This is a genomic window from Faecalibacter sp., assembly GCF_057177045.1.
In genome coordinates this window covers 1-19743 of record NZ_CM169987.1, presented here as the reverse complement: position 1 = coordinate 19743, position 19743 = coordinate 1, and the positions used below count along the sequence as shown (strand labels likewise).

At 35.9% G+C, this 19743-nt stretch carries 11 protein-coding genes, 2 tRNA genes and 3 rRNA genes; 5 read left to right on the top strand and 11 right to left on the bottom strand.

The window, feature by feature from the left end; all coding sequences use genetic code 11:
- Nucleotides 1-20: 20 nt before the first annotated feature.
- The 4 genes from AC1QSP_RS00080 to AC1QSP_RS00065 all read right to left on the bottom strand — a co-directional run bounded on the left by AC1QSP_RS00080 (nt 21) and on the right by AC1QSP_RS00065 (nt 5937).
- Nucleotides 21-2204, bottom strand: a complete 2184-nt coding sequence (locus tag AC1QSP_RS00080) for an ATP-binding protein (protein ID WP_322970557.1) — start codon at nt 2202-2204, stop codon at nt 21-23.
- 25 nt (nt 2205-2229) lie between these two features.
- The gene (locus tag AC1QSP_RS00075) at nt 2230-2931 is read right to left on the bottom strand and encodes a hypothetical protein (RefSeq protein ID WP_484079228.1); all 702 of its coding nucleotides are present in this window, start codon (nt 2929-2931) and stop codon (nt 2230-2232) included.
- Nucleotides 2932-3074: 143 nt separating this feature from the next.
- Nucleotides 3075-4955 (bottom strand): S9 family peptidase, encoded by a 1881-nt coding sequence (locus tag AC1QSP_RS00070; protein WP_484079227.1) that lies wholly within the window; start codon nt 4953-4955, stop codon nt 3075-3077.
- A gap of 175 nt (nt 4956-5130) precedes the next feature.
- Nucleotides 5131-5937, bottom strand: a complete 807-nt coding sequence (locus AC1QSP_RS00065) for a hypothetical protein (protein WP_484080369.1) — start codon at nt 5935-5937, stop codon at nt 5131-5133.
- 296 nt (nt 5938-6233) lie between these two features.
- On the opposite strand from AC1QSP_RS00065, the gene AC1QSP_RS00060 reads away from it, so the two are divergent.
- The 3 genes from AC1QSP_RS00060 (at nt 6234) to AC1QSP_RS00050 (ending at nt 8882) form a co-directional block, all read left to right on the top strand.
- The gene (locus AC1QSP_RS00060) at nt 6234-6545 is read left to right on the top strand and encodes a hypothetical protein (RefSeq protein ID WP_484079226.1); all 312 of its coding nucleotides are present in this window, start codon (nt 6234-6236) and stop codon (nt 6543-6545) included.
- Nucleotides 6546-6646: 101 nt separating this feature from the next.
- Nucleotides 6647-8200, top strand: coding sequence for a SulP family inorganic anion transporter (locus AC1QSP_RS00055; RefSeq protein WP_484079225.1), 1554 nt, complete (start codon nt 6647-6649; stop codon nt 8198-8200).
- Between the two features lie 40 nt (nt 8201-8240).
- On the top strand, nt 8241-8882 hold the full coding sequence (locus tag AC1QSP_RS00050; protein WP_484079224.1) for a carbonic anhydrase: 642 nt from the start codon (nt 8241-8243) through the stop codon (nt 8880-8882).
- Nucleotides 8883-8923: 41 nt separating this feature from the next.
- On the opposite strand, the gene AC1QSP_RS00045 is transcribed toward AC1QSP_RS00050, so the two are convergent.
- Nucleotides 8924-9388 carry a type I restriction enzyme HsdR N-terminal domain-containing protein gene (locus tag AC1QSP_RS00045; RefSeq protein WP_484079223.1) on the bottom strand — a complete coding sequence of 155 codons (465 nt, stop codon included), beginning with the start codon at nt 9386-9388 and terminating at the stop codon, nt 8924-8926.
- A 3-nt stretch (nt 9389-9391) separates the two neighbouring features.
- Between AC1QSP_RS00045 and holA the strand changes: the two genes are divergently transcribed.
- Both holA and trxB read left to right on the top strand, forming a co-directional pair.
- Nucleotides 9392-10402, top strand: coding sequence for a DNA polymerase III subunit delta (holA, locus tag AC1QSP_RS00040; RefSeq protein ID WP_484079222.1), 1011 nt, complete (start codon nt 9392-9394; stop codon nt 10400-10402).
- A gap of 96 nt (nt 10403-10498) precedes the next feature.
- Complete coding sequence (trxB, locus tag AC1QSP_RS00035) at nt 10499-11443, top strand: thioredoxin-disulfide reductase (protein ID WP_484079221.1); 945 nt, start codon at nt 10499-10501, stop codon at nt 11441-11443.
- A gap of 56 nt (nt 11444-11499) precedes the next feature.
- Here trxB and AC1QSP_RS00030 read toward each other — a convergent pair whose 3' ends face one another.
- The 6 genes from AC1QSP_RS00030 to AC1QSP_RS00005 form a co-directional block, all read right to left on the bottom strand.
- The gene (locus tag AC1QSP_RS00030) at nt 11500-12966 is read right to left on the bottom strand and encodes a T9SS type A sorting domain-containing protein (RefSeq protein WP_484079220.1); all 1467 of its coding nucleotides are present in this window, start codon (nt 12964-12966) and stop codon (nt 11500-11502) included.
- Nucleotides 12967-13713: 747 nt separating this feature from the next.
- A 5S ribosomal RNA gene (gene rrf, locus AC1QSP_RS00025) occupies nt 13714-13821 on the bottom strand.
- 146 nt (nt 13822-13967) lie between these two features.
- Nucleotides 13968-16745, bottom strand: a 23S ribosomal RNA gene (locus tag AC1QSP_RS00020).
- 215 nt (nt 16746-16960) lie between these two features.
- Nucleotides 16961-17034, bottom strand: a tRNA-Ala gene (locus AC1QSP_RS00015).
- A 41-nt stretch (nt 17035-17075) separates the two neighbouring features.
- Nucleotides 17076-17149, bottom strand: a tRNA-Ile gene (locus AC1QSP_RS00010).
- Nucleotides 17150-17268: 119 nt separating this feature from the next.
- Nucleotides 17269-18785 (bottom strand): 16S ribosomal RNA (locus tag AC1QSP_RS00005).
- Together the 16S, 23S and 5S rRNA genes with 2 tRNA genes alongside form the textbook arrangement of a ribosomal RNA operon.
- Between the last annotated feature and the right edge of the window lie 958 nt (nt 18786-19743).

Here is a 19743-nt window from a genome sequence, read left to right as displayed (position 1 = left end):
CTAAATGGATTCCTTTTTTTTTATATCGCTCTTCTAAATTTTAATATAAATTCAGTGCCTTTATTTTCTTCACTCACAAAATCGATTTCACCTTCCAATCGTTGCATTAATCGATAGACAATCGATAATCCTACCCCATTTCCACGATAGTCAGAAGTATTACTCATTCGCGAAAATAATTTAAACATTTTATGTCGGTCGGACGCTTTTATCCCAATGCCATTATCTTTTATGCGATAAATGATATGTTCATCGGTTTGTTCTGAATTTATTTCAACACTAGGAAATTCATGTTTCGAACAATATTTAATGGCATTATTAATGACATTTAAAAAGATTTCATACGCCATGGTACGATCAGCAATAAAATCAAAGGTGTCTTGAATTTTAACTTGAGTATGTTTTGCATCATAATAAAGTAATGATTCTTCAACAATACGATGAATTAAGGAAGAGGCATCAATAATTTGCAGCTTTAAATCTGACTTTTTTGCACGACTTAACGTCAAGATTTCTTGCATCATGGTGGATAAATTATCAATTTGCTGAATGATTTCTGTCATTTTTCCATAATGAAATTCATCCTCTTTCATCGATCGTTGCAACATTTGACAATTTAATTTCATCACCGTCAAAGGTGTTCTTAAATCATGGGAAATGGTATAAGAAAACGTATCCAATTCATCATTGATTTCTTTCAGTTGATCATACAATTCTTGAATTTTAAATGCTTTTACATGAATGGTATCCAAGATTAAATTGATGATCTCACGAATCACTACAATCTCCTTTTCTTTCCAAATATTCGATTTCCCTGTCGCTTCGTTCTTCCAAATCTCAAAGTTTTTTCGTGGGCTATAGGTCACTATTTCCGTTTGATTCTCCGTTTTTGTTGTTATGATTTTCTCAGGCTTACCTGCCCACTCTACTTCTATAACTACTTCTTTTTTAAACCAAATGATAAAATGTTCATAATCTGAATCTAAAAATCGAAAGGCGACACCAGCAGAACGATTGGTTATATTTAATTGATCATGATAATCAATAAAGAATGTATGCGAAAAAAAGAGTTCATTGATTTGATTTGATTTTGCCCAATCTCGAATATTTTTTATTTCTTGTTCAGAAGGCGTATTCGAATAGGTTTGAACTTTGTCATTTTTAACATAGGCTACACCATCGGCTTTGGTAAAATTCAATAAAGGAACATAATTATCGATACTATAATCATCATGATCTTGTACCAAAAGCTCCTCCTTCAATTTGACCATGACTTTTTGAAATTTCTCTTGAAATTTCAATTGTTCATCGAATTTAAAATTGACATAAGAAATACGCGCCATTCGTGTTAAAACCTCGCATTGTTTCCGAATATTAATCGGAATATGCTTTGGAACATTATTATGACAGGATACTAATCCCCATAATTGATTATTCACCACAATAGAGATCGAAAAACTTGATTGAACATTAAAGTTTTCAAGATATTCTAAATGTACGGGTGCCAATGAACGAAATTCGGAATATGTCAAATCCAAAGGTTTAGACGTATAACCAACGATGTTCACAGGGTGTGACTTGACGTTCGAAACTATACGGTTTCTTTTCTTTACATACAATTCACGAGCTTGTACTGGAATATCAAATTCTGGAAAATGCAATCCCAAATAGGAATCGAATCCTTCATCGACTTCTTCATAAACCACATGCCCACTTTTATCTTCTAAAAATTTATAGATAAGCACACGATTATATCCTGTCAATTCTTTGATTTTTTTTAATAAAAATCGCCAATTTTCTGCTTTATCTTTGGCATATAGAATCTGTTCAGAATTATTGTAAAAAGTATTGCTGTTTGACAAGCGGGTATCTTCTTCACATTCGATGTAGATTAAACCATTCAAATGATAAACAACACAAAAAAACTTTCTTGAATCAAATTTGATATAGTCTTTTTGAATATAACCTTCAGCTAAAGATACTACAGCATCAAAATCGATTGAAAAATTGAAAATCTGATCAAATTCTTGGTTTAGAATTTCATGGATTGCTAAAGGAAAAGCTGTTAAATCTGAAATATTCTCTGAAACGTACTGAATTACTCTCGATTCCTTTTCCACAGCAATTAAATATCCAAAATCCTGAATTTGATTTAGGAATTGTATTTGCTCATCTTCGCATTCTTTTACAATTTTTTCAACCATGCTGTTTTAGTAGATTTTAGGAAAATTATTTTGCCTTAAGCTTTAAGATATAATCTTCCAAGTTATTTTCCTCGGTTTGCAACAACTCAAATTCTTCAATATGAGCAATACGATCATGAAGAATCGATTTTACTTTTTCCAATTCTAATGAAGGGTGAATCTTGATACCACCAAATTTGATGCGTTTCATGTACGTATAAAAATCATATTCAAATGTTTCCTCACCTAGATTAACATTGGCTACTTTTCCCTTCCATTTAATATCAAATACCCCAAAATCTTCGGTTTCAATAAATGTAATTTCATGATTCGCTGGTATATCTTTTCCTAACATCGAAATACCAAAAGCAAAATCTTCTTCCGGTTGATTTAAATCAACTGGTAAGGTATCAATATAAAGCGTCTGATTATTTAGTAATTTAAAGTCTAATGGTGCTGCTGTTACGTCAATTGGTATTCCTTTATTACTCCAAAATGTACTTGATAAGACACAATGATCATAATTAATCCAAAGTGATTTTTCCGTTGTTTCATCTGAAACATTATCAATTTCCTCAATAATGTCTTCATATTCTTCTTCTTCATCATATTGATCAGATTCTAAATGAAGATCCATCACAAAATCATAATGTTCATCTAAACGTGCATTCCAAACAAAATCTACCACTTTATGTCCATTTGTAAAAGGGCTATTACTGAAATATATTTTGTTATTTTCTTTACTCATAATATGGATTTAATACCAAGTCTGAATTTACAACGTTTATTACTTAAAACAAAAAAACTTAAGGAGATAATCAAGGATTTAAGCATTAACCTCTAAAAATCAATACAATAAAAAAGCGAATATAAAATATTCGCTTTTAAGGTTTATAATGTTTCTTTTAACCATTTATAAAATTCAGTATGCCAAATCACCGAGTTTTGTGGTTTTAAAATCCAGTGATTTTCTTCTGGAAAGTAAATTAATCGGGATTTTATTCCTTTTAATTGTAAGACTTGGAAGGCTTCTTGTCCTTGTCCCATTGGTACACGATAATCTTTCCCTCCTACATAGACTAACATAGGCGTATTCCATTTGTTTAACAACGCAGGATTACTTGGGTCAAATTGTGTATAGGTTTTTTGCGCTGCTGCATTTTTTGTATCCCAATACGATCCACCAGCGTCCCAATCTGTAAAGAAAATTTCTTCCGTTGTTCCATACATGGACTTTAAATCGAATACACCATTGTGAGAGATAAATGATTTGAAACGACCTTCATGAATACCAGCTAAATAATACACCGAATAACCTCCGTAAGACGCACCTACTGCTCCCAAACGATCTTTATCTACATATGGTTCTTTCGCAATATCATCTATCGCTGCTAAATAATCTTTCATCACTTGTCCACCCCAATCTTTAGAAATTTGTTCGTTCCATTCTACTCCATGTCCTGGCATTCCGCGACGATTAGGTGCTATAACGATATATCCATTAGCTGCCATTAATTGAAAATTCCAACGTTGTGAATACGTTTGTGTTAAAGCAGATTGAGGACCACCTTGGCAATATAATAACGTTGGATATTTTTTGTTCGGATCAAAATCCGGTGGATAGATCACCCACGCTAACATATCTTTTCCATCTGTCGTTTTGATTGTACGTGCTTCAACTTTACTTTTTGTAATCGAATCAAATAAGGCTTTATTTTCATTCGTTAATTGAGTTAAAGCTCCCGTTTTTAAATCCACAGCATAGATTTCTGCAGCATGATTCATATCCGTTTTTGTTACAATGGCTTGATGACCAACAATCGCATATAATCCAGCAATATCAAATTGACCTTGAGTAATTTGTTTGATGGTTGGAAGTTTCTTTGTCTTAAAGTTTACATCCACCTCAAATAATTGAACTGTTCCTTTAACAGGAGCACTAAAATAAATTTTAGACCCATCATTACTCCATTTATAGGTATTGACAGTTCCATCCCAATGCTTCGTTAAATTAATTTCAACATCCCCTTGTCGAACAATAATATCGTTTTTATCCGCCTCATAACCATCACGTTCCATTGATAAGAAAGCCAAATCACCTCTTACGGAAAAACTTGGTGTATTGTCATACCCCATTTTTCCTTCCGTTAAGTTCTTTGTTGTTTTGGTTTGAATATTATATTCATAGATATCGGTATTGGTACTAGTAGCATAGGCTGTTCCAAATTTCTTTTTAGAAACGTATAAAACTTTTTGACCATCTGGAGACCAAACATATTCATTTACCGAATAAGGTTCATCTTTTAGAACATCAATTTTTTCTTGAGAAGCAGTTGTAACAAATAAATGTTCATATTTCCCATCATTCCATGTATCCCAATGTCTATAGTTTAATTCATTATAGATTTGTACATTGGATTGATCCATTTCTGGATAATAATCCGTCCCAAAAACTTTCTGCAGTTGAACCTTTTCTGTTTCTGCTTTTAAGTTAGTCTTTGGAGCTATAGATTGATCTTCTAATAAATCCTTATAATTTTCAATTTCTGAAATTTTACCTCCCGCCAACGAAATCATATAGGTTTTAGAAGTATCTTTTTGTGTCTTTACATCCGTAGAAGTCACTTTATAAATGACATTTTTTTTATCCTTTGTTACGCCGATTGGTGAAACTTTTTTGACTTGCCATAACAATTCTGGCGACATTACTTTTTGAGCCATTGCAGAAGTTGATAATAATAAACTTGCTACTATAATAGAGAATCTGTTCATTGTTAATTCGAAATACTTTCTAGTAAAAGTAATTAACTTTTATGATTTGACCATTGATTACAACAAAAAAGCCATTACTTTTTACGGAAATAAAAAGTAATGGCTTAGTCAAAAATATTAACGTCTAATCGATTGTATAAATATAGTGTAAAATTTACACTAAACAAATTTTTGATTAGAAATTAATTTGTTTTTTGGGTCTAAACATTGGAATAATTGCTCCAAAAACGATATTTTGTTGAGAGTAGAAAAAATCTTGTTGGGCTGTATCCGAAGGTGATTGTGTGGTACGGATATCATCCATATTAATATAACCACCTTTTAACTCAGCTTGAATAAAGAAATAATCCCAAAATGTAAAGTTAATCCCTACCATGGCTCCTACACCAAATCCAGATAAATGGAATTCATCATGGCGAGGTTGTCCCATTAAAGTTGTATTGGTTTTAGGATATAAAATACCACCTCCGATACCTTCAGTTAAATTCACATCAATACCTTTTCCATTTTTTGAAATTGGTAAACGCAATAGATTATCAAAACGACGAACTTCAATATTGGCATAATTTAATCCATCGGTATGTTCAAACATTAAGAAATCTTCCGTTAATTCCATCGGATGATTTTGATAATTTCCATCAAAATCAGATCCATTAGCAATTGATCCATTCATGTTTGCAATTTGATTTTGATCCATTACATATTTCATATGATCAATACCAAATGACACATTCCAATTATCATGAAAGAAATAGCCTAATCGAAAATTATATTGTGGAATAGTCATTTCAACAGGATTGAAATATTTAATTCCAAAATCTGATTGACGATCATGGGCCACAACATTATCTAATGTAAAATCATAGTTATCTCCCTTAAAACGGATGTCCGATTTCGTATATTGCGCATTGTTCCATCCCCAATACACATAGAATTTTCCTTTATTCTCCTTCCCTTGACCAAATGCTAAAACACTGATCATTGTCGCTAAAAGTGCAATATATGTTTTCAAATCCTAAATTTTTCTGCAAAAATACCCCAAATCCCATGTATATTCTATTGATTTATGATAATGTTTGTCATATTTATCAAAATTTTTACTGATTTAAAATACAGGGTTTTACTCTTTTAAATAAGCCGAAAAAGATAAATTTAACCTTATTTTAGGGACTTTTTATTTTGTTTTTACACCTAAAACTTTATTTTTGCCATGCGATGAATTTAAAACTAGGTAAGCATATCTACAGTATTTTCTTTTCTCTGATATTGATCTTTTCGATGAATTTCAGAGGATACGCTGGGTATGTCGATTACTTAGATAAAATGGAAAAGAATTGTATTGAAGCTGAATTATCACAAGATGATGAAGATGAAAGTAACAATTACTATTCGAATACAAATTCATCTGAAGAAAATGAAACACAAGGATCAAATATGTTTGAAATCCTTGAAAAGCTGAACACTGAAGTCAAATATTCTTTTAGTTTCTCTGACTTATATCAAAAGTCAAATAAACAAGAGTTCTTTCACCTTGACTTATACTCACTGTTAAAAGTGAGTCTTTCTACTCCACCTCCTGAGTTTATTTAAAATTTCGTAGACGAATATTTAACGCATTCTATCCATTTATTGGTTTAGAACAGGTTAACCTATTTCAAACATTTTAATTTTAAATAATCTAATTCATTTTTATGGATCTTTTTAAAAACTGGAAAAAAGACATACCAGCGAGTATTGTTGTTTTTTTCGTTGCACTACCATTGTGTCTTGGTGTGGCATTAGCAAGTGGTGCGCCAGTATTTTCTGGAATTATTGCTGGTATCATTGGAGGTATCGTGATTGGTTTTATTTCTAAATCACCAATTGGAGTATCCGGGCCCGCAGCTGGTCTTGTCGTTATCGTATTAAATGCAATTACGGACCTAGGAACGTACGAATTATTCTTAGTGGCTGTAGTTATATCAGGAATTATCCAAATTATATTAGGAATACTTAAAGCAGGTGTCATTGGATATTACTTTCCTTCTTCAGTTATTAAAGGAATGTTATGTGCCATTGGAATCTCAATCTTCTTAAAACAAATTCCTTTAGCCTTAGGATACAACGGAACATTTGAGCCTTTTAATGCAGCAAGTTATGATCTTACCAAAATCACAACGGGTGCAATTGTGATTACAATTATCTCCTTATTTATTTTAATTGTTTGGGATAATATCTTAGGAAAAAAATCATCATTCTTTAAATTACTGCCTGGATCATTGGTTGCAGTATTGGTCGGAATTGCCTATCAAGTTACTGTAGGAGGATCAAACAGTGATGTCTTCTCTATCGATCATAATTTATTAGTAAAAGTGCCAGTTCCTGAATCAGTAACTGATTTTATCGGACAATTTACTTTACCTGATTTTGCTAGTGGTTTAACCAATCCTTTGGTTTGGCAAGTAGCTATAACTATTGCAATTGTTGGTTCCTTAGAAACATTATTATCGGTTGAAGCTACGGATAAATTAGACCCTTTAAAACGTCAAACACCTACCAACCGTGAGTTAATGGCTCAGGGAATTGGTAATTCTTTATCAGGTTTAATCGGAGGATTACCGGTTACTCAAGTAATTGTACGTTCTTCTGCTAATGCTATGAGTGGAGGTTTATCTAAACTTTCTACAATCTTACATGGTGTATTATTATTAGTGAGTGTTATTTCTATTCCGATGTTTTTAAACTTAATTCCAAATGCCGTATTAGCGTCGATTTTATTAGTCATTGGATATAAACTAGGGAATCCAAAACAATTCCTAGATATGAAAAAACTTGGAAAAGATCAATTAATCCCTTTCGCAGTAACTGTTATTGCCATTTTAGCTACAGATTTACTGAAAGGAATCATTATCGGTCTTATTGTTGGAGTAGTAGTTTCATTGATCAAATCATACAATAACTCACACGTAATGCTAGTGAAAGAAGGAAATGTTTTTCACATGAATTTTGCAGAAGAGGTTACATTTGTTAACCGTGGAGCTATTGTTAAAGAATTAGATGGACTTGAACCAGGTTCTTTCTTGGAGTTAGATGTTCGAAAAACGAAAATTTTAGATTACGATATTATCGAATATCTGGACGAATTTAAAGTCAAAGCAAAAAACAATAATATCAACATCAGATTAATTTCTGAACGAGGAACAGTCGACAATCCTCTATCATTTAGAGAATTCTTTGGTTACACTATTGTATCGGGAGCACACTAAAACAAACAAACTTTAAATATTAAATTTTAAATTAAAAAAAATGACAAACGAATATTACAAACAAATATTAGATAACAATAAAGCATGGGTTGAATCAAAATTAGGGCTAGATCCTGATTTCTTTAACAAATTAGCAGAAGGTCAGCAACCACCTTTATTATGGATTGGATGTGCCGATAGCCGTGTTCCGGCAAACGAAATTATCGGTGCTCAACCAGGTGAAGTTTTCGTACATCGTAATATTGCCAATATGGTTGTACATACAGACATGAACATGCTATCGGTTTTAGATTACGCAGTTAATATTTTAAAGGTTAAAGATATTATCGTTTGTGGACACTACGGATGTGGTGGAGTTAAAACAGCCATGGGAAATGCTTCTGTAGGTTTAATTGACAACTGGTTACGTCACATTAAAGATACATACCGTTTCAACAAAGCTGAATTAGATGCAATCGAAGATGAAAATGAAAAATTCAATCGTTTTGTTGAAATTAGCGCCATGGAACAAGTTTTAAACTTAGCAAAAACTTCAATCGTTCAAAACGCTTGGGCAAACGGTCAAGAATTACACTTACACGGATGGGTTTACGGAATTGGAACTGGTCTAGTAAATGACCTTGAAGTTTCGTTAAATTCTAATGATGACTTAGACAAAGTTTTCCAATTGGATATTAAATAATTCTTTTCATAAAGATTTTTATAAATGGATAAAGCCACTTCTTAAGAAGTGGCTTTTTTATGTTTGGGTAATTCTTTTAGAAACTGATAGCGTTTTTGCTCATAATCCATCATACAATAATAATGATGCAATCCATTCGAAACCATTAGAAATTGACTTCCTATCTTTCCATTGTAACGAGCTATTTGATCAAATGTTTGCTGCGTTATCTGAACCGATGGACGTTTACATTCCACCATGATATATGGTTTCGCTTGACGATAAACCACTATATCTGCTCGTTTACGCATTCCGGTTTGGTTCACAGGTACTTCCAATGCAATACTGCTCTGTGAATAGCCCAACGTATCGATTAAGAAAAAAATAATATGTTGTCTTACCCATTCTTCTGGCGTATAAACCATCCAAGATTTTCGAATTCTACAAAAGATATAAGTGGTTTCTTGGTCTTTTTTCAATCGAATTTGGTAATTTGCCGGAAAATTTAACTGAGTTAATTCTGTCATAGTATGAGTGCTGTAGAATCTTTGATCAAAGATATAAAAAACAAAAAGTTTTTACCGATCTACTTTCTTGCAGGAGAAGAACCTTTTTTCATCGACCAAATCACAGACGCTTTAGAGGCGAATGTCTTAACGGAAGAGGAAAAAGGATTTAATCAAACCATTGTATATGGTCAAGACGTAGAAATGAACCAAGTCGTTGGAATTGCTAAACAATATCCAATGGGTGCTGACAAAGCTTTTGTTTTGGTCAAAGAAGCCCAACATTTAACGAAATCCATCGAAGATTTGGATGCTTATGCGAATCAAGTACAAGATTCAACTGTATTGGTCTTTAACTATAAAGGTAAAAAATTAGATAAACGAACAAAAATTTACAAAACATTAAATTCAAAAGGCTACTACTTTGAATTTAAACCTTTATACGCCAATGAAATTCCAACATTCATTGACGAAAGAATTAAAGCTAACCAACAATCCATTGATCCAAAAGCGAAATTTCTATTAGCTGAGTATGTTGGTTCTGATTTGTCTCGTTTATCCAATGAATTAGAAAAATTAAAAACAATTGTTGGAGTCACAAAGACAATTACTGTTGATGATATCGAAAAACATATCGGAATCAGTAAAGAATACAACAATTTTGAACTTCGTTCAGCCATAGAAACTCGAAATATCGAAAAAGCATTTAAAATTGTTAAATACTTTGAAAAGAATCCAAAAGATAACCCGATGGTAGTAACGATGACGGTCATCTATTCGCTTTTCACCAATATTATTCAATATCATATTACCGCAGACAAATCGAAAGCAAATGTGGCTAAAGAAATTGGAATCAATCCTTTTTTCGTACAAGATCTAGTGACTGCAGCCAATAATTATCCCTTGAAGAAAGCAACCCGTATTATTTCTTTGATTCGAGAATATGATATGAAAAGTAAAGGCGTAAACTCATCAGGAAATGTTACATCATCAGAATTAATGGTTGAACTTATTTATAAAATCATCAACTTTTAAAATCAATTAGAAGAATCCTTCGATTACAAATAACGATATACATTTTTAGTAATTAAATAGGATATCACTTAAATTTGTCAAAAATAAAAAATCAATATGAACTCAAATATTTTAGATACAATTATCATCGGTTCAGGACCTGCAGGATATACAGCGGCAATCTATGCTGCACGTGCCAATATGAATCCATTAGTTTTAACAGGAATGGAACCAGGAGGACAATTAACAACGACAACAGATGTTGAGAATTTCCCAGGTTATCCAGAAGGTATTACAGGACCTGAATTAATGGCCGACTTACAAAAACAAGCAGAACGTTTCGGAACTAAAATTCAATACGAATATGTAACAGAAGTTATTTTTGGAGAAAATAATGGTGATGTACATACTGTAAAAACAAATACAGCAGAATATCAAACAAAATCGATCATCATTTCGACGGGTGCTTCTGCGAAGTACTTAGGATTAGACGACGAAAAGAAATATGCAGGTAGTGGTGTTTCAGCTTGTGCAACATGCGACGGTTTCTTTTACCGTGGTAAAGATGTTGCTGTAGTTGGTGGTGGTGATACAGCTGCTGAAGAAGCAACGTATTTAGCAAAACTTTGTAACAAAGTCTATTTATTAGTGCGTAAGAACGAAATGCGCGCGTCTAAAGCGATGCAAGATCGTGTGGCAAATACGCCAAATTTAGAAGTGCTATACAACCACGAATTAATTGGATTAGAAGGTGAGCAAGTGGTTGAAAAAGCAAAAATCATCAATAACGTAACAAATGAAGAAAACGAATTAATCGTAGATGGTGTATTCATTGCAATTGGACACAAACCAAATACAGATTTATTCAAAGGAAAATTAGATATGGACGAAACAGGATATCTAATTACTAAAGGTCGTACATATGCTACAAATATTCCTGGAGTTTTCGCTGCAGGTGATGTTCAAGATTCGGTTTATCGCCAAGCCATTTCTGCCGCTGGTTCAGGATGTGCGGCTGCTTTAGATGCCGAACGCTATGTGGCTGAATTTTTTGAAGGGTAATCCTTTATTACTATAAAATAAAAGCTCAACCTAATCGGTTGAGCTTTTTTTAATCACTAATTTTTAATCACCTTTTTACTTACTTTATTATGATGTGTTTCTACCGTTAAGATGTAAACACCTTTTGGTAAATGACTGGTATTTATTTTTGATGTCTTACAATGAAAAATGACTTGACCTGAAACATTGGAAAAAGTCACCAATTTAATTTCATGTTTTGATTGAATGTTAAGCTCATTTTGAAAATGTGTAGGATAAATATCAATAGATTCCGAAATCATATTTTGTACTCCTAATGGAGGATGATACTCATAAGCGCCTAAATCTATGGTTTCATACCTACGATCATTCAATGCTAAATCTTTGGATGGTGCTTCAAATTGATTCAAATTAGTATAGAAAACATTATTCCCTCTATTATACGCAAAACTATTAGGAGTTAATTTAAAATCTTCATCATGGCCTGGCGCTTGTTGAAAATTATCGGATTGATTAATCCCAGCAATAATATTATTTTTGATGGTTGCATAATTTACGGAACCTGAATTTTTAGAAATACTCGCTCCCGAATTACGAACATGATTATCATAAATAATCGAATTATAGATATGAACCGTTTCTGAACCATCAATACGTATTGCACCTCCATCTGACGCAAAATTTCGTACCAATGTTGAATTTAACAAATGTAATTCGGATGATGAACCTCCTTTGATAAAAACAGCACCACCATCACCATCGTTAGTATGGGCTTGATTATAGGCAAAAAGAACATTATGAAAATAACCTTTTGCTCCATGTTCAATATAAACACCTGCACCACGTTGACGCGTTTTATTGTAACGAATAATTGAATTTTGAACACTTAATTTTGCATTATCCAAATAAATTCCTCCTCCATATTGGTTATTAATACCTTGTCCATTCACGTTATAATCACCCGATGAATATCCATTCGAACCTTGAATAATAACATTATATAGAATTGCACGTCCTAAATCATTAGATCCCACAAATACATGGGTTGCATTATCAGATGAATTTTCGAAATTATGAGATGTTTCCCCAATATTGTACACATCATCGCCTAAAATATCTCCCGATATAATTGATTTTTCACTCGATTCATTTAATTCATCCAATGACGATTCAGTGCCTTTAAAACCACCATAAATTTGAACATTTTTAACTAAAACAAAAGTTCTTAAAGGTGTATTAGATGTATTATAAGATAAATCATTACCCCTGTATTTTGGTACATAATTACCACCTTCTAACAACCAAAGTTGTAATTCATTTGCGGTGTTCCATTCTGATGAGGTTTTTGCCCATTTTAAAGCATCTGCTAGATTTGTTGTCGATTCCCATGATGAACCATCACCATCTCCATTTGGAGACACATAAACCACGTTATTTGTTGGATGAATTTGAGCTGATAAATTGCCTCCTATAAACATAGCTATTGCTACACCTAAAGGTTTTAAAAAATAAATTTTTGAGATTTGAAGTAAATTTAGTCTCATAAGTAATTGTTACATGTTTAATTACTTATAAAATTAATGGGCATCCCTAAAAATTTTCTACCCATTTATGGGTAGTTTATAAAAATATTTTGACTTGCTCTATAAACATGAAAAGTATCTAGTAAAAAGTGTACGTAATACATTATACGTTTTTCATTTTTCACTTTCTATTTACATTACTAAAGTTTACCCGTCACAACAAAAAAAAGACATAAGGCTAATCTTGTCAAGCTGGACTTGTATCAGCTTCTCATCTTCCAAATAAAGTTTATAGTTTGTGAATTGAAGTAACTCATGGTGAATGAAAAAAAGTTATATGTAATAAGTTATACGTTTTTCATTTTTCATTTTTCACTTTCTATTAGCCTACCTAACTTAAACACATCACCACTTAATCACTTAATCACTTAATCACTTAACCACTCTTCATGCACAAGACATACGGTGAAGTTAGGAATTAGGAATGATGAATGTTAAGGCGTAAGACGAAGTTAGAACAAAAGTAATTTTTCACTTTTCACTTTTCACTTTTCACTTTTAGTTATTCACTAATCTTTTTGCTCAAAATCATTTATTCACACACAAAAATCGGTCACTGAGGTTCTCGAAGTGCCGATTTCCTTTGTCTTCGAGAACCTCAGACACCGGAAATCTTTCATTCAGCACGAAACATTAACAAAGTAAAGATTTAGAGCTTATAGCATAAAAAAATCCCCAACCAAATAAATGATTGAGGATTTAAATAAAGACTGGCGGCGACCTACTCTCCCGCAATAGCAGTACCATCGGCGCTGAAAGGCTTAACTTCTCTGTTCGGAATGGGAAGAGGTGAGCCCTTTCGCTATAACCACCCTAATTTCTTAGTTATTTTTAATTAGGTTTGATTCCTAATCTATTTTTGACATTATTAGATAATTGAATACAAATACTCTTGCTTATACAATCCAGTATACAATTCAAATAAGATTAACTAACCTTCTCTATGACGGTTAAATTAATATTTGAAAAAGTTTATGGGTAATTAGTACTACTCGACTTTGACATCACTGCCTTTACATCTATAGCCTATCAACGTGGTAGTCTGCCACGACCCTTTAAAGAAGTCTAATCTTGCGGCGAGTTTCGCACTTATATGCTTTCAGTGCTTATCTCATCCAAACGTAGCTACTCAGCGGTGCACCTGGCGGCACAACTGATACACCAGAGGTTTGTTCAACACGGTCCTCTCGTACTAGAGTCAAGTCCGCTCAAACTTCTAACGATCACAACAGATAGAGACCGAACTGTCTCACGACGTTCTGAACCCAGCTCGCGTGCCACTTTAATGGGCGAACAGCCCAACCCTTGGGACCTTCTCCAGCCCCAGGATGTGACGAGCCGACATCGAGGTGCCGAACCTCCCCGTCGATGTGAGCTCTTGGGGGAGACTAGCCTGTTATCCCCGGAGTACCTTTTATCCTTTGAGCGATGGCCCTTCCATACGGAACCACCGGATCACTATGTCCTGCTTTCGCACCTGCTCGGCTTGTTGGCCTCACAGTCAAGCACCCTTATGCCATTACACTCTACGCACGGTTACCAAGCGTGCTGAGGGTACCTTTGAAAGCCTCCGTTACTCTTTTGGAGGCGACCACCCCAGTCAAACTACCCACCATGCACTGTCCTTCTATCTAGAAGTTAGGCTCCAAGTAAATAAAGGGTGGTATTTCAACAATGACTCCACAAATCCTAGCGAACCTGCTTCATAGTCTCCCACCTATCCTACACATTATTTACCCGAAGTCAATACAAAGCTATAGTAAAGGTTCACAGGGTCTTTTCGTCCCGTTGCGATTAACCGGCATCTTCACCGATACTACAATTTCACCGAGCTCATGGTTGAGACAGTGCCCAGATCGTTACACCATTCGTGCAGGTCGGAACTTACCCGACAAGGAATTTCGCTACCTTAGGACCGTTATAGTTACGGCCGCCGTTTACTGGGGCTTCAGTTAAGAGCTTCGCCAAAGCTAACCCCCTTCCTTAACCTTCCAGCACCGGGCAGGTGTCAGACCCTATACGTCATCTTTCGATTTTGCAGAGTCCTGTGTTTTTGATAAACAGTCGCCTGGGCCTTTTTACTGCGGCTGACTTACGCCAGCGACCTTTCTCCCGAAGTTACAGGTCTATTTTGCCTAATTCCTTAACCATGACTCACTCGAGCGCCTTAGGATACTCTCCTCGACCACCTGTGTCGGTTTACGGTACGGGCTGCACATCTCGCTATTTCTTGGAACAATTTTCAGAGGATTATCACGCCACCCGAAGGATTTGTGTACTATCCCTGCTTTACGCAGGTTCAACGTGCTATTCCGTCAGCACGCACCTCCTACAATCATTCGTCACTTTTATTGAGTGCAGGTACGGGAATATTAACCCGTTTGCCATCCACTACCCCGTTTGGGTTCGTGTTAGGACCCGACTAACCCTAAGCTGATTAGCATAGCTTAGGAAACCTTAGTCTTACGGCGAATAAGTTTCTCACTTATTTTATCGTTACTCATGCCTACATTTTCTTTTCTAAAAGCTCCACCACCCATTACCAGGTGACTTCTGCGCCGTTAGAATGCTCCCCTACCAGTCATACATAAGTATGAATCCATAGCTTCGGTAATATGCTTATGCCCGATTATTATCCATGCCGGATCGCTCGACTAGTGAGCTGTTACGCACTCGTTAAATGAATAGCTGCTTCCAAGCTAACATCCTAGCTGTCAATGCAATCCAACCGCGTTTTTTCAACTTAGCATATATTTGGGGACCTTAGCTGATGGTCTGGGTTCTTTCCCTCTCGGACATGGACCTTAGCACCCATGCCCTCACTGCCTAGAAACATATATTAGCATTCGGAGTTTGTCAGGAATTGGTAGGCGGTGAAGCCCCCGCATCCAATCAGTAGCTCTACCTCTAATATACTTCACTAAACGCTGCACCTAAATGCATTTCGGGGAGTACGAGCTATTTCCCAGTTTGATTGGCCTTTCACCCCTACCCACAGGTCATCCGAAGACTTTTCAACGTCAACCGGTTCGGTCCTCCACTTTGTGTTACCAAAGCTTCAACCTGCCCATGGGTAGATCACAAGGTTTCGCGTCTAATACCACTGACTCTAACGCCCTATTCAGACTCGCTTTCGCTTCGGCTCCGTACCTGAAGTACTTAACCTTGCCAGTGACATTAACTCGTAGGCTCATTATGCAAAAGGCACGCCGTCACTCCGTAGAGCTCCGACCGCTTGTAGGCGTACGGTTTCAGGTTCTATTTCAACTATCTATTCGATATGCTTTTCACCTTTCCTTCACAGTACTAGTTCACTATCGGTCTTTGAGGAGTATTTAGCCTTGGAAGATGGTCCTCCCATATTCGGACAGAATTTCTCGTGTTCCGCCTTACTCGTTATCAACCTTATAACACTTTCGCTTACAGGACTATCACCCTCTTCGGTTAACCTTTCCAGGTTATTCTGCTAGCATTATAAAGTCTTTAGGGCTAATCCGCGTTCGCTCGCCACTACTTACGGAATCTCAATTGATTTCTTTTCCTATTGGTACTTAGATGTTTCAGTTCCCAACGTTCGCTCTGCTTGCGCAGTGACATGTCTTCAACATGCCGGGTTGTCCCATTCGGAAATCTACGGATTAATGCGTATGTGCCGCTCCCCGTAGCTTATCGCAGCTTATCACGTCCTTCATCGCCTCTCAAAGCCTAGGCATCCGCCGTACGCCCTTAGTAACTTTTTTCATAATTTAACCGTCATAATAATGAGCGGTTATGTTAATCTTACTCGTTTTTGTTTAATTGTATACCTTCAATTTGCCGAATTAAATCGTTTATTATTTAATTCTATATTGCTTTGATTAATTTCTTAATCTCTGTTTGATTGTATGTCGTTAACAATTTCTTGTTATCTTTTTCTAATAATGTCAATGAACTCTTCTTGTCCGTTAGGACTTCGTGGAGAATATCGGAGTCGAACCGATGACCTCTTGCGTGCAAGGCAAGCGCTCTAGCCAGCTGAGCTAATCCCCCTCTTTTTACGTATTACGTACAACGTTAAACGTTTTACGTTGTAGTCTCAGGCAGACTCGAACTGCCGACCTCTACATTATCAGTGTAGCGCTCTAACCAGCTGAGCTATGAGACTCTTTAATACTCTTAAAGAGTGGTCTTTGTAATATATGTTTTTGAAATCAATTTTGACAGTAAATAAAACCGAACAAAGGTCAATCTTCTATAAATAGAAGAAAATTCGTCGTTCTCTAAAAATGAGATGTTCCAGCCGCACCTTCCGGTACGGCTACCTTGTTACGACTTAGCCCTAGTTACCAGTTTTACCCTAGGCAGCTCCTGTTACGGTCACCGACTTCAGGTACCCCCAGCTTCCATGGCTTGACGGGCGGTGTGTACAAGGCCCGGGAACGTATTCACCGCATCATGGCTGATATGCGATTACTAGCGATTCCAGCTTCATAGAGTCGAGTTGCAGACTCCAATCCGAACTGAGATAAGTTTTCGAGATTCGCATCCTGTCGCCAGGTAGCTGCCCTCTGTACTTACCATTGTAGCACGTGTGTAGCCCAAGACGTAAGGGCCGTGATGACTTGACGTCGTCCCCACCTTCCTCTCAACTTGCGTTGGCAGTCTCACTAGAGTCCCCGTCTTTAAACGCTGGCAACTAATGATAGGGGTTGCGCTCGTTGCAGGACTTAACCTAACACCTCACGGCACGAGCTGACGACAGCCATGCAGCACCTTGCATTCTGTCCGAAGAAATATCTGTTTCCAAATACGTCATTATGCATTTAAGCCTTGGTAAGGTTCCTCGCGTATCATCGAATTAAACCACATGCTCCACCGCTTGTGCGGGCCCCCGTCAATTCCTTTGAGTTTCATTCTTGCGAACGTACTCCCCAGGTGGGATACTTATAACTTTCGCTTAGCCACTGAACTTACGCCCAACAGCAAGTATCCATCGTTTACGGCGTGGACTACCAGGGTATCTAATCCTGTTCGCTCCCCACGCTTTCGTCCATCAGCGTCAGTTGAGGCTTAGTGACCTGCCTTCGCAATTGGTGTTCTGCGTAATATCTAAGCATTTCACCGCTACACTACACATTCCAGCCACTGCAACCTCACTCAAGACCAACAGTATCAATGGCAGTTCCATCGTTAAGCGATGGGCTTTCACCACTGACTTATTGGTCCGCCTACGGACCCTTTAAACCCAATAAATCCGGATAACGCTTGCACCCTCCGTATTACCGCGGCTGCTGGCACGGAGTTAGCCGGTGCTTATTCATATGGTACCTTCAGCTACTCACACGTGAGTAGGTTTATCCCCATATAAAAGAAGTTTACAACCCATAAGGCCGTCATCCTTCACGCGGGATGGCTGGATCAGGCTTCCACCCATTGTCCAATATTCCTCACTGCTGCCTCCCGTAGGAGTCTGGTCCGTGTCTCAGTACCAGTGTGGGGGTTCACCCTCTCAGGCCCCCTACAGATCATCGCCTTGGTGAGCCGTTACCTCACCAACTAGCTAATCTGACGCATGCCTATCCTACTGCGATAAATCTTTCAAAATCTCATCATGCAATGAAATTTATTATAAGGTATTAATCCAAATTTCTCTGGGCTATCCCTTTCAGTAGGGCAAGTTGCATACGCGTTACGCACCCGTGCGCCGGTCTCAAGATAGCAAGCTATCTCTACCCCTCGGCTTGCATGTGTTAAGCCTCCCGCTAGCGTTCATCCTGAGCCAGGATCAAACTCTCCATTGTAAATAAATATTGTTTGAAGCGTTAGCTTCTATGTTTTACAACTTCGAATTTCCTTATGACTCTATTATTTAAGGATTGACCTAATTTATATTCGGCTTTTATTTCTTCTGTCTATATTGTAATTTCAAATGAACTTCTCTAGTCATGCAAACTTCTTTCGTTGTTTGCGGTTGCAAAGGTAATACTTATTTTTAAACTACAAAATCTTTTTTCAAAAATTTTTGAAGTTTTATTTTTTCAAGATTCTATTAAGAATAATCTTAATTTTCATCTCTCGTTAATAAGTTACTTCTTCGCGATTTCAAGTTTTCAATACTACTCTTCTTTCGTATTGAGAGTGCAAATATAGGGGAAGTTTTTCCGAACTTCCAAATGGTTTTGGGAATTATTTTCACTTTTATCCCTAACTTACTGAACCTCGGTGAAATATTTTTAAAAGTGTTTTATGTTTTGGGTTAATAGTTATGGGATAAAGGTTAGTTAAATACAAATTGATATACTGTCTATACCTTATCCTGCCTTTATCCTGCCTTTATCCTGCCTTTATCTTGCCTATATCTAGGAAGTATCAATTATAAAGACTGCGAGCTTTTATATTAAATGATTTTATTATCGAAATATTGCAGCTTAGAATTTTTGACCAATTTTATGCATCTAGCCACTTATCGTCTTACTTCTCGATAAAATTTTATTCATTTCATTTCGAAAATTACTCGAAGTGACGGATAGGTTAGAAGAAAAGTAAATTTTTCAATTTTAACTTTTAGTTATTCACTAATCATTTTTCATTTTACAAAAACAAAACGTATAACGTAAAACATACCACGTATAACGTAAGGCGTAAGGCGTAAGACGTAAGACGTAAGACGAAATTAGAACAAAAGTAAATTTCTCAATTTTCACTTTTACTTATTCACTATTCTTTTTACTTTTTACATTTTACTTTATACAAAATAAC

Excerpts from the sequence above, each read along its gene's own strand:
- AC1QSP_RS00070 (WP_484079227.1), bottom strand. The coding sequence starts at position 4,955 with ATGAACAGATTCTCTATTATAGTAGCAAGTTTATTATTATCAACTTCT.
- AC1QSP_RS00075 (WP_484079228.1), bottom strand. The coding sequence starts at position 2,931 with ATGAGTAAAGAAAATAACAAAATATATTTCAGTAATAGCCCTTTTACA.
- AC1QSP_RS00030 (WP_484079220.1), bottom strand. The coding sequence starts at position 12,966 with ATGAGACTAAATTTACTTCAAATCTCAAAAATTTATTTTTTAAAACCT.
- AC1QSP_RS00055 (WP_484079225.1), top strand. The coding sequence starts at position 6,647 with ATGGATCTTTTTAAAAACTGGAAAAAAGACATACCAGCGAGTATTGTT.
- AC1QSP_RS00060 (WP_484079226.1), top strand. The coding sequence starts at position 6,234 with ATGAATTTCAGAGGATACGCTGGGTATGTCGATTACTTAGATAAAATG.
- trxB (WP_484079221.1), top strand. The coding sequence starts at position 10,499 with ATGAACTCAAATATTTTAGATACAATTATCATCGGTTCAGGACCTGCA.
- AC1QSP_RS00080 (WP_322970557.1), bottom strand. The coding sequence starts at position 2,204 with ATGGTTGAAAAAATTGTAAAAGAATGCGAAGATGAGCAAATACAATTC.
- AC1QSP_RS00045 (WP_484079223.1), bottom strand. The coding sequence starts at position 9,388 with ATGACAGAATTAACTCAGTTAAATTTTCCGGCAAATTACCAAATTCGA.
- AC1QSP_RS00050 (WP_484079224.1), top strand. The coding sequence starts at position 8,241 with ATGACAAACGAATATTACAAACAAATATTAGATAACAATAAAGCATGG.
- holA (WP_484079222.1), top strand. The coding sequence starts at position 9,392 with ATGAGTGCTGTAGAATCTTTGATCAAAGATATAAAAAACAAAAAGTTT.
- AC1QSP_RS00065 (WP_484080369.1), bottom strand. The coding sequence starts at position 5,937 with ATGATCAGTGTTTTAGCATTTGGTCAAGGGAAGGAGAATAAAGGAAAA.